Source organism: Citrobacter sp. wls706, assembly GCF_005281305.1.
Taxonomy (GTDB): Bacteria; Pseudomonadota; Gammaproteobacteria; order Enterobacterales; family Enterobacteriaceae; genus Citrobacter; species Citrobacter werkmanii.
The window spans coordinates 106,591-121,042 of the sequence record NZ_SZXG01000004.1 but is presented as its reverse complement, the minus strand read 5'-3'; the positions used below and the strand labels follow the sequence as shown (position 1 = coordinate 121,042).

The following is a 14,452-nucleotide window of genomic DNA, read 5'->3' as shown; positions in this document are numbered from 1 at the left end:
ATGTCCGAAGATATCTTTGATGCCATCATCGTGGGTGCAGGTCTGGCCGGTTCGGTTGCGGCGCTGGTGCTTGCTCGCGAAGGTGCACAGGTGCTGGTTATCGAGCGTGGCAATTCTGCTGGCGCGAAGAATGTCACCGGTGGGCGTTTGTATGCACATAGCCTGGAACGCATCATTCCCGGCTTTGCGGATCAGGCCCCCATTGAACGCATGATCACCCACGAAAAACTCGCCTTTATGACCGAAAAAGGGGCGATGACGATGGATTATTGCAACGGCGAGGACGCCGCATCGTCGCAAGTTTCTTATTCCGTTTTGCGCAGTAAATTTGACGCCTGGCTGATGGAGCAGGCCGAAGAGGCGGGGGCGCAACTGATCACCGGTATTCGCGTGGATAATGTCGTTCAGCGTGATGGCAAAGTCGTGGGCGTGGAAGCCGATGGCGATATTCTGGAAGCCAAAGTCGTAATTCTCGCTGATGGGGTGAATTCTCTGCTGGCTGAAAAGCTGGGCATGGCAAAGCGTGTTGAGGCATCGCATGTTGCTGTCGGCGTGAAGGAACTGATCGAATTGCCTAAGTCGGTAATTGAAGATCGTTTCCAGTTACAGGGCAACGAAGGTGCCGCCTGTCTGTTTGCCGGGGCGCCAACCGATGGTCTGATGGGCGGTGGCTTCCTGTATACGAATGAAACAACCCTTTCCCTGGGGCTGGTCTGTGGACTTCATCATCTGAAAGACGCGAAAAAATCGGTCCCGCAAATGCTGGAAGATTTCAAACAGCATCCGGCAGTTGCGCCGTTGATCGCCGGTGGCAAGCTGGTGGAATATGCCGCACACGTTGTACCCGAGGCGGGAATGAATATGCAGCCTGAACTGGTGGGCGATGGCGTACTGATTGCCGGAGACGCTGCCGGCATGTGTATGAACCTCGGCTTTACCATCCGTGGTATGGATCTCGCCATATCCGCAGGCGAAGCGGCGGCGAAGACGGTGCTTTCGGCGATGAAGCGTGACGATTTTAGCAAGCAGTCGTTGGGGGAATACCGTCAGCATCTGGACGAAGGTCCGATGCGCGATATGCGCATGTATCAGAAACTGCCAGCTTTTCTTGATAATCCCCGCATGTTTACCGCTTATCCCGAAATGGCGGTCAGTATCGCGCGCGACCTGTTCACCGTGGATGGCTCCGCTCCGGTGCCAATGCGTAAAAAAATCCTGCGCCATGCGAAGAAAGTGGGCTTCATCAACCTGATGAAAGATGGCCTGAAAGGAGTGACCGTATTATGACATCTCCCGTCAATGTGGACGTCAAACTGGGCGTCAATAAGTTCAATGTGGATGAAGACAGCCCGCACATCATTCTCAAAACCGATCCTGATAAACAGGCGCTGGAGGTGCTGATTAAGGCCTGTCCGGCGGGACTGTATAAAAAGCAGGACGACGGCAGCGTTCGTTTTGATTACGCCGGGTGCCTGGAGTGCGGAACGTGCCGGATCCTCGGCCTTGATACGGCGCTGGAAAAATGGGAATACCCACGCGGGACGTTTGGTGTGGAGTTCCGCTACGGCTAAACCTGGTGCCGGATGGTGGCTTCGCCTTATCCGGCCTACAGGCATAGTACGTAGGCCTTAAAGCTACGCGCCATCAGGCATTAAGTTAAATAAAACAGGACATCACCATGCAGCAGCCCAGGAACTTTGATGATATCAAATTTACCTCTATTCATCGCCGGATAATGCTATGGGGAAGCGGTGGGCCGTTTCTGGATGGTTATGTGCTGGTAATGATTGGCGTGGCGCTGGAACAGCTCACGCCAGCATTGAAACTGGATGCTGACTGGATTGGTCTGCTGGGGGCCGGTACACTGGCTGGCCTGTTTATTGGTACATCGCTGTTTGGCTACATTTCCGATAAGGTCGGGCGGCGCAAAATGTTTATTATCGATATCATCGCCATTGGCGTGATATCGGCGGCGACGATGTTCGTTACCTCGCCCGTTGAACTGTTGGTGATGCGCGTGCTGATCGGCATTGTGATTGGCGCCGATTACCCGATCGCCACCTCGATGATTACCGAATTTTCCAATACCCGCCAGCGTGCCTTCTCTATCGGTTTTATCGCGGCTATGTGGTATGTCGGCGCAACCTGTGCCGATCTGGTCGGTTACTGTTTGTATGATGTTGAGGGCGGATGGCGCTGGATGCTAGGTAGCGCGGTGATCCCCTGTATTTTGATCCTGATTGGACGCTTCGACCTGCCTGAATCGCCGCGCTGGCTGCTGCGTAAGGGGCGGGTGAAAGAGTGCGAGGCGATGATGATCAAGCTGTTCGGCGAACCGGTGGTGTTCGACGAAGAAGCGCCGCAGGAGACGCGTTTTCTCCAGCTGTTTAACCGCCGCCATTTCCCATTTGTGCTGTTTGTTGCCGCCATCTGGACCTGTCAGGTGATCCCGATGTTCGCCATTTACACCTTTGGTCCGCAGATTGTTGGACTACTGGGACTGGGCGCCGGGAAAAGCGCCGCGTTGGGCAACGTGGTGATTAGCTTGTGCTTTATGCTGGGGTGTATTCCGCCGATGTTCTGGCTCAACAGCGCGGGGCGGCGACCGCTGTTGATTGGCAGCTTTATTATGATGACGCTGGCGCTGGCCGTACTGGGGTTAATTCCTGATATGGGGGCGTGGCTGGTGGTGCTGGCCTTTGCCGTATACGCATTTTTCTCTGGTGGTCCGGGGAATCTGCAGTGGCTATATCCTAACGAACTGTTTCCTACCGATATTCGCGCGTCTGCCGTCGGGGTGATTATGTCGTTAAGCCGCATCGGGACCATTGTTTCCACCTGGGCGCTACCGGTGTTCATTAGCAAATACGGCATCAGTAATGTCATGCTGATGGGGGCAGGAATTTCGCTGATTGGCCTGCTCGTGTCCATTGCTTTTGCACCAGAAACACGCGGTCTGACGTTGTCTCAAACCAGTCAGATGACGATTCGCAGTAAGCCCGTGACCAGGGCAGGCTATTAGGAGTGTTCTGTATTTTCCCTGTAACTCAGTCAGTTAGCCTACAGTTAATGTATATATCACTGAAAACGACTGAAAAGCAGGGAGAACACCATGCAAAAACATATCCTGATCACCTCTATTTTTACCGCAGCAGCACTGTTTACCGTCGCTGGTTGTTCCTCAAACCAGGCGGTGAAAACCACCGATGGCAAAACCATCGTTACCGACGGCAAACCGCAAGTGGATGATGATACTGGCCTGGTGTCATATAAAAATGCGCAAACAGGTAAGACGGAGCAGATTAACCGCGACCAGGTTAAAGATATGAGTGAGCTGGACAACTAACTCAGATTTTTCCATTTATCTACTCAATAATATTGACTGTTAGCCTGTGGATTAACTGACTAAACTCACTGTTATTACAATAATGCAGTGACACAGGCTAATCATGATTCTCATCATTTATGCGCATCCCTATCCGCAGCATTCGCATGCGAATAAGCGGATGCTTGATCAGGCAAGGACGCTGGAGGGCGTGGAGATCCGCTCGCTCTACCAGCTCTACCCCGATTTCAATATCGATATTGCCGCTGAACAGGATGCGTTGGCACGCGCTGATTTAATTATCTGGCAGCATCCTATGCAGTGGTATAGCACGCCTCCGTTACTCAAATTGTGGATGGATAAAGTCCTCTCTCACGGCTGGGCCTATGGCCATGGCGGAACAGCGCTGCACGGTAAACATCTGCTGTGGGCTGTGACGACTGGCGGCGGTGAAAACCACTTTGATATCGGATCCCATCCTGGCTTTGATGTACTTTCCCAGCCCTTACAGGCAACGGCTTTATATTGCGGCCTCAAATGGCTGCCGCCGTTTGCGATGCACTGTACGTTTATTTGTGATGATGAAACGCTGCAGGCGCAGGCGCGCCACTATAAACAGCGTCTGCTGGAGTGGCAGGAGGTGCATCATGGATAGTCATACGCTAATACAGGCGCTGATTTACCTCGGTTCGGCGGCGCTGATTGTCCCCATCGCCGTACGGCTGGGGCTGGGATCGGTGCTGGGGTATCTTATCGCCGGATGTATTATCGGACCCTGGGGTTTGAGGCTGGTGACCGATGCCGAATCAATCCTCCATTTTGCCGAGATCGGCGTGGTGCTGATGCTGTTTGTCATCGGCCTGGAACTGGATCCGCAACGTTTGTGGAAGCTGCGAGCCTCGGTGTTTGGCGGTGGTGCATTACAAATGGTGGTTTGCGGTGGGCTGATCGGTCTGTTCTGTATGTTCCTCGGCCTGCGCTGGCAGGTAGCGGAACTTATCGGCATGACGCTGGCGCTTTCCTCCACGGCCATCGCTATGCAGGCGATGAATGAACGTAACCTGATGGTGTCGCAACTCGGACGTAGCACATTTGCCGTGCTGCTGTTCCAGGATATCGCCGCTATTCCACTGGTGGCGATGATCCCATTACTCGCGGCGAGCGGCGCATCGACAACGCTTGGGGCGTTTGCGCTCTCTGCGCTAAAGGTTGCGGGCGCACTGGTGCTGGTGGTGTTGTTAGGCCGCTATGTGACGCGTCCGGCCTTACGTTTTGTCGCCCGTTCAGGCTTGCGGGAAGTGTTTAGCGCCGTCGCGCTGTTCCTCGTTTTTGGCTTCGGTCTGCTGTTGGAAGAGGTTGGACTGTCGATGGCGATGGGGGCGTTCCTGGCCGGTGTGCTGCTGGCCAGCTCTGAGTATCGCCACGCGCTGGAAAGCGATATTGAACCGTTCAAAGGGCTGTTGTTGGGTCTGTTCTTCATCGGCGTGGGGATGTCTATCGATTTTGGCACGCTGATTGATAACCCTTTGCGCATTATCATCTTGCTGGTTGGTTTCCTGGTTATCAAAACCGTCATGCTGTGGCTGATAGCGAAACCGTTGCAGGTGCCGAATAAGCAACGTCGCTGGTTTGCCGTATTATTAGGGCAGGGCAGTGAATTTGCCTTCGTGGTGTTTGGCGCGGCGCAAATGGCAGACGTGCTTGATCCTGATTGGGCGAAATCGTTGACCCTGGCGGTGGCGCTGTCGATGGCGGCGACGCCAATTTTACTGGTGATTTTGACGCGACTGGAAAAATCAGCGACCGGTGAAGAGCGGGAAGCGGATGAAATCGACGAAGAACAACCGCGAGTGATCATCGCCGGGTTTGGGCGATTTGGTCAGATTACCGGTCGTTTGCTGTTGTCGAGCGGCGTCAAAATGGTGGTTCTTGATCATGACCCGGACCATATCGAAACGCTACGTAAATTTGGCATGAAGGTTTTCTATGGCGATGCGACCCGGATGGATCTGCTGGAGTCTGCCGGGGCGGCTAAAGCTGAAGTCATTATTAACGCCATTGACGATCCGCAAACCAGCCTGCAATTAACCGAAATGGTGAAGGAGCATTTCCCTCATCTGCAAATTATTGCCCGCGCGCGCGATGTGGATCATTACATTCGCCTGCGCCAGGCGGGGGTGGAAATGCCGGAACGTGAAACCTTTGAAGGCGCGCTGAAGACCGGGCGTCTGGCGCTGGAAGGGCTTGGGCTGGGGCGCTATGAAGCGCGTGAGCGGGCCGACGTATTCCGTCGTTTCAATATGCTTATGGTTGAGGAGATGGTGAAAGGGGAAAATGACGCGATTTCCCGTGCAGCGGTTTATAAACGCACCAGCGCAATGCTGAGTGAAATTATTGCGGAAGATCGCCAACACTTATCGTTAATTCAACGCCATGGCTGGCAAGGCACGGATGAAGGTAAACATACGGGCGACGTCGCCGATGAGCCGGAAGTGAAACCGTCAGCATAGAGTAAAAAATGTGATGTTCTGCAAACTTTACTGCTAATTGACTGTTTTTGAACTACTGTAATGCTGGCGTACCACCTTAAATAGGTCGGTTCGCCAGCAGAACGGAAAATTTTCATGCTCATCCTCTTTCCGCCAGTCGACGAAAGATTGCGCTTTCCGTATAGTGGCGACAATTTTTTTGTATCCGGGAAACATTCAATGATCAGTCTGATTGCGGCGTTAGCGGTAGATCGCGTCATCGGTATGGAAAACGCCATGCCATGGAACCTACCTGCCGATCTCGCCTGGTTTAAACGTAATACCTTAAACAAGCCGGTTGTCATGGGACGCCATACCTGGGAATCCATCGGGCGACCGTTGCCAGGGCGTAAAAATATTGTCATCAGCAGCAAGCCAGGCACCGACGATCGTGTGCAGTGGGTGAAGTCTGTTGATGAAGCAATAGCGGCCTGCGGCGATGAACCTGAAATTATGGTGATTGGCGGTGGACGCGTGTATGAGCAGTTCCTGCCGAAAGCGCAAAAACTGTATCTGACACACATTGATGCGGAAGTTGAAGGGGATACGCATTTCCCGGACTACGAACCGGACGACTGGGAATCAGTGTTTAGCGAATTTCATGATGCCGACGCGCAAAACTCCCACAGCTACTGCTTCGAGATTCTTGAACGTCGTTAATACTGTAAATGCCGGATGGCGGCGAAATGCCTTATCATCCAGCTAATGTAGGCCGGATAAGGTGCGAGCACCGCATCCGGCAAACGACTATCAGGCGTTGACCGCTTCGCCGGGATCCAGATTCAGATGGCGATTTGATGGCTGCACAAAGTACTGTTTGTCTTCCCAGCGCAGACAGGTGAGGTCTCCCCCCCAGCAACATCCCGTATCCAGCGCGTAGATACCTTCAGGCGTGCCTTTCCCCTCCAGCGATGCCCAGTGCCCGAAAGCAATGCTATAGGCTTCACTGACAGGCCCAGGAATGGCAAACCAGGGCTTCAGCGGGGCTGGCGCATCTTCTGGCGACTCTTTGCTGTACATATCCAACTGACCGTTGGGGAAGCAGTAGCGCATACGGGTAAATGCGTTGGTAATAAAACGCAGGCGCGCCAGTCCCGTGAGTTCTGGTGTCCAGTTGTTTGGCATGTCGCCATACATGGCATCGAGGAAGAAGGGATACGAGTCGCTCGACAATACGGCTTCAACATCGCGGGCACAATTCCTCGCTGTCTGCAGATCCCATTGTGGGGTAATGCCGGCATGCGCCATCACCAGCTTCTTCTCTTCATCAATCTGCAAGAGTGGCTGGCGGCGTAACCAATTAAGTAACTCATCCGCATCCGCTGCTTCGAGCAGCGGTGTGAGCCGGTCTTTCGGTTTGTTACGGCTGATACCAGCAAACACGGCCAGCAGGTGCAGATCGTGATTGCCAAGGACTAACCGCACGCTATCACCCAGCGATTTCACGTAGCGTAAAACGTCCAGAGAGCCTGGCCCACGCGCGACCAGATCGCCGGTGAGCCAGAGGGTGTCTTGTTCGGGGTTAAAGTCTACCTGGTGCAGCAAGGCGATCAGTTCATCGTAACAACCGTGAACGTCGCCAATAAGGTATGTCGCCATAGTTATTGTTTTAGTGAATGAGTGTTGGAACGGCGAGCCGAAACACGGGAATGTCGATGGTAAAGGCAATGCCTTGTTCATCGATCATTTCGTAATGACCCTGCATGGTGCCCAGCGGTGTTTCAATTACCGCTCCGCTGGTGTACTGATACTCTTCGCCAGGTTCGATATGGGGCTGAACGCCAACCACACCTTCGCCCTGAACTTCGGTTTCGCGGCCATGACCATTAGTGATCAACCAGTAACGCCCCAACAGCTGCACAGGCGCTCGCCCCAAATTGCGGATAGTCACGGTATAAGCAAAAACGTAACGTTCATCATCAGGTGAGGATTGCGCCTCAATGTAGACGCTTTGTACCTGAATGCACACTCGGGGCGAATTGATCATCTTTAACTCTCCTTCGATGGCGCGTTTTCTGACAGATAGTTAGCCATCCGGCAGTATTGCGCGACAGAGATATTTTCCGCTCGCATCGCCGGATCAATACCCAGCTCGGTCAGGACCTCAACGCTAAACAGGTTACCGAGGCTGTTACGTACCGTTTTACGGCGCTGGTTAAACGCTTCGGTGGTAATACGGCTCAGCACGCGGACATCTTTAACCGGGTACGGCATCGTCGCATGTGGAACCAGACGCACAACGGCGGAATCGACTTTAGGCGCAGGCGTGAATGCGGATGGCGGTACTTCGAGTACCGGGATCACATTGCAATAATATTGCGCCATGACGCTTAATCGACCATACGCTTTACTGTTTGGCCCTGCAACCAGACGATTGACTACCTCTTTTTGCAACATGAAATGCATGTCGGCAATGGCATCAGTATAGGTAAAAAGATGGAACATCAGCGGCGTGGAGATGTTGTACGGCAGGTTGCCGAAAACGCGCAGCGGCTGGCCCATCGTTTGTGCGAGTTCGCCGAAGTTCATCGTCATGGCATCTTGCTGATAAATCGTCAGCTTTGGCCCTAAAAACGGGTGAGTTTGCAGGCGCGCGGCAAGGTCGCGGTCCAGTTCAATGACCGTGAGCTTATCCAGTCGTTCACCTACTGGCTCGGTCAATGCTGCCAGGCCCGGGCCGATTTCGACCATTGCCTGACCCTTCTGCGGATTGATAGCAGAGACAATACTTTCGATCACAAACTGATCGTTAAGGAAGTTTTGCCCGAAACGTTTACGGGCTAAGTGGCCCTGATGGACTCGATTATTCATTAGTATTAACAATCATTTTGATGGCGAGGTTAAGCGCCGTAATAAAACTGCCGACATCTGCTTGCCCACGACCCGCAAGTTCAAGTGCGGTACCGTGATCGACAGATGTGCGAATAAAGGGCAGGCCCAGCGTGATATTCACACCGCGACCAAATCCCTGGTATTTTAGCACGGGGAGACCCTGATCGTGGTACATTGCCAATACGGCATCCGCGTGGTCGAGATATTTGGGCTGAAACAGCGTATCTGCAGGCAGTGGGCCGTTTAATTTCATCCCCTGCGTACGCAGGGCATCGAGGACCGGAATGATGGTGTCTAACTCTTCCGTCCCCATATGTCCGCCTTCACCAGCATGCGGGTTAAGGCCACACACCAGAATATGCGGATCGGCAATGCCAAACTTGGTGCGCAAATCATGATGCAGAATGCCGATCACTTCCTGCAACAGTGCGGGTGTAATAGCGTCGGCAACGGCTCTGAGCGGCAAATGCGTGGTGGCCAGCGCTACGCGCAGTTCCTCCGTCGCCAGCATCATCACCACTTTCTTCGCCTGTGAACGCTCTTCAAAAAACTCGGTATGCCCGGTAAACGGCACCCCAGCGTCATTGATTACGCCCTTGTGGACAGGGCCGGTAATCAGCGCCGCAAATTCACCTTGCAGACAACCATCGCAGGCGCGAGCCAGCGTATCCACGACATATTGCCCATTTTCTACCGCCAATTGACCTGCGACTACAGGTGCTCGTAGCGCAATCGGTAACAGCGTCAACGTACCTGCTGATTGCGGTCTGGCTGGAGTATCTGAAGAGTAGGGGAGGAGTGAAAGCGGTAAACCGAGCATCGCTGCCCGGTCACTGAGAAGAGCGGCATCCGCACAGACGACGAGTTCTACGGGCCACTCACGCTGTGCGAGCTGAACCACGAGGTCTGGGCCAATCCCGGCGGGTTCGCCGGGAGTGATGACAACGCGTTGAATACGAGTCATTAGTTGCTCAGAATTTTAACGTATGCGCTGGCGCGCTGTTCCTGCATCCAGGTCGCTGCTTCTTCCGAGAATTTACGGTTCATCAGCATACGGTAGGCACGGTCTTTCTGCGCTGCGTCAGTTTTATCCACATTACGCGTGTCCAGCAGTTCGATCAGATGCCAACCGAAAGAGGAATGCACCGGGGCGCTCATCTGGCCTTTGTTAAGTTTGGTCAGCGCATCGCGGAAAGCGGGATCGAAAATATCCGCTGCAGCCCAGCCCAGATCGCCGCCCTGGTTGGCAGAACCGGGATCCTGAGAAAACTCTTTCGCTGCTGCCGCGAAGGTGGTTTTACCGCTCTTAATATCTGCCGCGATTTGTTCCAGCTTCAGACGCGCCTGTTGATCGGTCATGATCGGCGATGGCTTCAGCAGAATATGGCGGGCGTGCACTTCAGTCACGGAGATGCTCTGACTTTGACCACGCATATCGTTGACTTTCAGGATGTGGAAACCTACACCTGAACGAATAGGGCCGATGATATCGCCTTTCTTCGCGGTGCTTAACGCCTGAGCGAAGATGCCCGGTAGTTCCTGAATACGTCCCCAACCCATCTGGCCGCCTTTCAGCGCCTGCTGGTCTGCGGAGTAAGTGATAGCCAGTTTGCCGAAATCGCTACCGTTACGCGCTTCATCAACAACGGAACGCGCCTGGCTTTCAGCCGCGTTTACCTGATCTGAAGTTGGGTTTTCCGGTAATGGGATCAAAATGTGGCTCAGGTTCAGCTCGGTGCTGGCATCGTTTTGGTTGCCAACCTGCTGCGCCAGGGCATCCACTTCCTGCGGCAGAATGGTGACGCGACGGCGGACTTCGTTGTTACGCACTTCGGAGATGGTCATCTCTTTGCGGATCTGGCTACGATAGGTCGAATAGCTTAAGCCATCCTGTGCCAGACGGCTGCGCATCTGATCCAGCGTCATGTTGTTCTGCTTGGCGATGTTGGCGATAGCCTGATCCAACTGCTCGTCAGAGATTTTAACCCCCATCTTCTGACCCATTTGCAGGAGGATTTGATCCATGATCAAACGTTCCAGGATCTGATGACGCAGCGTGGCGTCATCCGGTAACTGCTGACCAGCCTGACCCGCATTAAGTTTTACTGACTGCATTAAGCCATCGACGTCGCTTTCGAGAACGACGCCGTTATTGACGACGGCTGCGACTTTATCGACTACCTGTGGGGCAGTGAAACTGGTATTCGCGATCATGGCGATACCGAGAAGCAGCGTTTTCCAGTTCTTCATACTTTTTCCATTTCAATTAACCGCAATGCGGATTACGTTGTAAATCAATCAGATCATAAAGCGCTTTGATACGGCAAAATGTTCGAACGCAACATTTGGTTGGTGCCGAGACCGTAGTTAGAGCTCAGGCCACGCAGTTCGATATTAAAGCCGATCGTGTTGTCATAAATCGCGTGCTGCATTTTGTTATCCCAACCGTTCAGCTTACGTTCGTAGCCGAAGCGAATAGCGTAACAGCAGGAGTTGTACTGTAAGCCCAGCATTGAATCTGCTTCTTTGTTCACATTGGTATCGAAGTAGTAAGCACCGACAATCGACCAGCGGTCGGCAATCGGGAAGCTCGCCACCGCACCCACCTGTGAAATCCCATTTTCATATTGGGCGTTAGTTACATCGCGTGAAGGTACCGCGGCCTTAATATACTCTGGGCTGGCATAACGGTAGTTCAATTGCAGCATACGGTTTTCGTCACGGCGGTATTCGATACTGCTATTGCTGGTTGCGATGCTATCCAGGCGCGTGTCGTACTGGATCCCACTGCGTAAACCCCAGCGATCGGAGATGCGCCAGTAGGTATCGCCAGCCCATACCAGTGAGCCCGTTTTGTCGTCATTCTCCCATTCTGTATGGTCATCGCCAGTGCGAGACTCGGTGAAATAGTAGATTTGACCCACAGAAATATTAAAACGTTCAACGGCCGCGTCATCATAAACGCGAGATGTGACCCCGGTCGTTACCTGATTGGCGGAAGCAATACGGTCCAGGCCGCCATAAGAGCGGTCACGGAACAGGCCACTGTAGTCAGATTGCAGCAGGGATGAGTCATAGTTATAGATATGACTTTGGTCGCGGTATGGGACGTACAGGTACTGCGCGCGCGGCTCCAGCGTCTGGGTATATCCCGGCGCCAGCATGTTCATATCGCGCTCGAAGACCATCTTGCCGTCGACTTTAAACTGCGGCATGACGCGGTTGGCGGAATCATCCAGCTTGGTATTTTTCGGGTTACTGTTGTACCAATCCAGGTTGGTCTGCTGATAGTGCGTTGCCAGCAGTTTCGCTTCCGTATTGACACTGCCCCAGTTATTTGACAACGGCAGATTAATGGTCGGTTCCAGGTGAACACGCGTGGCTTCCGGCATGTTGTCATTGGTGTTCACGAAATGGACCGCCTGGCCATAAATACGGGTATCAAACGGACCGACGTCATTCTGGTAATAGTTGACGTCTAACTGCGGCTGCGCAGAGTAGCTGTTACTGTTTGCGGCATCGAAGACCTGGAACTGCTTGGTCGAGACCGTGGCGTCAAAGTTCTGTACCGCATAGCCAACGCTGAATTTTTGCGTGGCATAGCCGTCGGTACTGGAGCCGTATTTATTATCGAAATCATTGAAGTAGCTGGTGTCGCTGACCTTGGTGTAGTCGACGTTGAAACGCCACACCTGGTCCATTACGCCAGCGTGCCGCCAGTAAAACAGCCAGCGGCGTGAATTGTCATCCTTCGGGTGATCATCTTCGTATACTTTATCGGAGTTCAGATAGTCGAACTCCATCAGGCCTGCACCCGCCTGGGTGAGGTAGCGGAATTCGTTCTCCCACATGATGCCGCCACGACGGTGCATATAATGCGGCGTGATGGTGGCGTCCATATTGGGCGCAATGTTCCAGTAGTACGGAAGATAGAACTCAAAATAGTTATTAGTCGAGTATTTTGCGTTCGGGATCAGGAAACCGGAACGGCGCTTATCGCCGACGGGTAACTGTAAATAAGGACTGTAAAAGACCGGAACCGGACCCAGTTTAAAACGGGCGTTCCAGATCTCTGCGACCTGTTCTTCACGATCGTGGATGACTTCGCTACCGACGACGCTCCAGGTATCGGAACCGGGCAGACAGGAGGTAAAGCTACCGTTTTCCAGAATGGTATAACGGTTTTCCCCACGCTGTTTCATCAAGTCGGCTTTCCCGCGTCCCTGACGGCCCACCATCTGGTAATCACCTTCCCAGATGTTGGTATCTTTGGTATTCAGATTAGACCAGCCCTTCGGTCCCTTCAGAATAACCTGATTGTCATCGTAATGGACATTACCCAACGCATCGACGGTACGTACTGGCTCCGGCTGGCCTTCTGCCTGCTTCTGATGAAGCTGAACTTCGTCGGCTTGCAGGCGGCTATTACCCTGCGCAATATCCACGTTGCCGGTAAACACTGCGTCATCCGGGTAATTCCCTTTCGCGTTGTCGGCATTGATGGTGACGGGTAATTCATTGGTTTCGCCCTTCACCAGAGGACGGTTATAGCTCGGCACGCCCAGCATACACTGTGAGGCGAGATCGGCTGCCAGACCCTGTTGACTATAAAGGGCGCTGGCAATCATGGTGGCCAGAAGAGTGGGAATACGTTTTTTCATACGTTGTATTTATTGTTCCATCATCGGTAGCGTCGCGCGTGACAAACGGTCACAGCCTAACTTATCTCATCTTCACTGCGCTAGTGTTAATCCTGCCCATTTAGGCATCCGTGGTGTTAGGCACGGCATTGAATGACAGGTATGATAATGCAAATTATAGGCGATGTCCCACAATTGACCGCAGCCGTCAAACGGTAAAAGCAGCTTATATTGTGGGACATAGTCTGGCTGAGAGCATAAAGATTTGGGGAGTCTATGCAGTATTGGGGAAAGATAATTGGTGTAGCCGTGGCTTTAATGATGGGCGGCGGCTTCTGGGGTGTGGTTCTGGGCCTGTTAGTCGGCCACATGTTCGACAAAGCCCGCATGCGCAAAATGGCGTGGTTTGCCAACCAACGTGAACGCCAGGCGCTTTTTTTTGCCACCACTTTTGAGGTGATGGGACATCTGACCAAATCCAAAGGTCGCGTCACGGAAGCCGATATTCATATCGCCAGCCAGTTGATGGATCGGATGAATTTGCACGGTGATTCCCGTACTGCCGCGCAACACGCCTTCCGGGTGGGAAAATCAGACAATTACCCATTACGTGAAAAGATGCGTCAGTTTCGCAGCGTCTGTTTTGGTCGATTCGATCTGATCCGCATGTTTCTGGAGATCCAGATCCAGGCAGCATTTGCCGATGGGTCATTGCATCCTAACGAGCGCGAAGTGTTGTATGTGATCGCTGAAGAGTTGGGGATTTCGCGCACCCAGTTTGATCAGTTTCTGCGCATGATGCAGGGCGGGGCACAGTTCGGCGGCGGATATCAGCAGCAGTCCGGTGGTGGCGGCTGGCAGCAAGCGCAACGAGGCCCGACGCTGGAAGACGCCTGCAATGTTCTCGGTGTTAAAACAACCGACGATGCGACCACCATTAAACGCGCTTATCGTAAACTGATGAGCGAACACCATCCGGACAAACTGGTGGCGAAAGGGCTGCCGCCGGAGATGATGGAGATGGCTAAGCAGAAGGCGCAGGAAATTCAAAAGGCGTACGAGCTAATCAAAGAACAGAAAGGCTTCAAGTAAATATACACGGCATCCTTCAAGCTGCCTCTTTGTTG

At 53.1% G+C, this 14,452-nt stretch carries 14 protein-coding genes; 8 read left to right on the top strand and 6 right to left on the bottom strand.

The genetic code is table 11. From position 1 onward, the window contains the following. From FDW92_RS00690 to folA, 7 genes are all read left to right on the top strand, one after another. Complete coding sequence (locus FDW92_RS00690; protein WP_042312403.1) at positions 1-1,287, top strand: FAD-dependent oxidoreductase; 1,287 nt, start codon at positions 1-3, stop codon at positions 1,285-1,287. Next, entirely contained in the window at positions 1,284-1,571 is a 288-nt protein-coding gene (gene fixX / locus FDW92_RS00685; protein WP_000203736.1) for a ferredoxin-like protein FixX, read from the top strand. Before FDW92_RS00690 ends, fixX begins: the two co-directional genes overlap by 4 nt. Positions 1,572-1,678: 107 nt before the next feature. After that, complete coding sequence (locus tag FDW92_RS00680) at positions 1,679-3,022, top strand: MFS transporter (protein WP_042312400.1); 1,344 nt, start codon at positions 1,679-1,681, stop codon at positions 3,020-3,022. 90 nt (positions 3,023-3,112) lie between these two features. Beyond that, on the top strand, positions 3,113-3,346 hold the full coding sequence (locus tag FDW92_RS00675; RefSeq protein WP_003018880.1) for a YgdI/YgdR family lipoprotein: 234 nt from the start codon (positions 3,113-3,115) through the stop codon (positions 3,344-3,346). A gap of 103 nt (positions 3,347-3,449) precedes the next feature. Continuing rightward, the gene (gene kefF / locus FDW92_RS00670; protein WP_038637110.1) at positions 3,450-3,980 is read left to right on the top strand and encodes a glutathione-regulated potassium-efflux system oxidoreductase KefF; all 531 of its coding nucleotides are present in this window, start codon (positions 3,450-3,452) and stop codon (positions 3,978-3,980) included. Then, positions 3,973-5,835 carry a glutathione-regulated potassium-efflux system protein KefC gene (gene kefC / locus FDW92_RS00665; RefSeq protein ID WP_042312396.1) on the top strand — a complete coding sequence of 621 codons (1,863 nt, stop codon included), beginning with the start codon at positions 3,973-3,975 and terminating at the stop codon, positions 5,833-5,835. Before kefF ends, kefC begins: the two co-directional genes overlap by 8 nt. 198 nt (positions 5,836-6,033) lie before the next feature. Further along, positions 6,034-6,513: a type 3 dihydrofolate reductase gene (gene folA, locus FDW92_RS00660; protein WP_003018873.1), complete on the top strand. Its 480-nt coding sequence runs from the start codon at positions 6,034-6,036 to the stop codon at positions 6,511-6,513. Positions 6,514-6,603: 90 nt separating this feature from the next. Here the strand turns inward: folA and apaH are convergent, their stop codons facing one another. Genes apaH through lptD form a run of 6 tightly spaced genes read right to left on the bottom strand, consistent with a single transcriptional unit; the run spans position 6,604 to position 13,346 of the window. Beyond that, a complete protein-coding gene (gene apaH / locus FDW92_RS00655; RefSeq protein ID WP_042312394.1) occupies positions 6,604-7,452 on the bottom strand; it encodes a bis(5'-nucleosyl)-tetraphosphatase (symmetrical) ApaH in 849 nt (282 codons plus the stop codon). Between the two features lie 10 nt (positions 7,453-7,462). Then, complete coding sequence (gene apaG / locus FDW92_RS00650; protein ID WP_003018867.1) at positions 7,463-7,840, bottom strand: Co2+/Mg2+ efflux protein ApaG; 378 nt, start codon at positions 7,838-7,840, stop codon at positions 7,463-7,465. A 2-nt stretch (positions 7,841-7,842) separates the two neighbouring features. After that, complete coding sequence (gene rsmA, locus FDW92_RS00645) at positions 7,843-8,664, bottom strand: 16S rRNA (adenine(1518)-N(6)/adenine(1519)-N(6))-dimethyltransferase RsmA (RefSeq protein ID WP_005124503.1); 822 nt, start codon at positions 8,662-8,664, stop codon at positions 7,843-7,845. Beyond that, entirely contained in the window at positions 8,657-9,649 is a 993-nt protein-coding gene (gene pdxA / locus FDW92_RS00640; RefSeq protein ID WP_042312390.1) for a 4-hydroxythreonine-4-phosphate dehydrogenase PdxA, read from the bottom strand. The genes rsmA and pdxA overlap by 8 nt, the downstream gene beginning before the upstream one ends. Further along, entirely contained in the window at positions 9,649-10,935 is a 1,287-nt protein-coding gene (surA, locus tag FDW92_RS00635) for a peptidylprolyl isomerase SurA (protein WP_137400525.1), read from the bottom strand. Before surA ends, pdxA begins: the two co-directional genes overlap by 1 nt. 53 nt (positions 10,936-10,988) lie before the next feature. After that, positions 10,989-13,346, bottom strand: a complete 2,358-nt coding sequence (gene lptD / locus FDW92_RS00630; protein WP_042312385.1) for an LPS assembly protein LptD — start codon at positions 13,344-13,346, stop codon at positions 10,989-10,991. Between the two features lie 255 nt (positions 13,347-13,601). Between lptD and djlA the strand changes: the two genes are divergently transcribed. Continuing rightward, entirely contained in the window at positions 13,602-14,417 is an 816-nt protein-coding gene (djlA, locus tag FDW92_RS00625; RefSeq protein WP_003845702.1) for a co-chaperone DjlA, read from the top strand. Positions 14,418-14,452 lie beyond the last annotated feature (35 nt).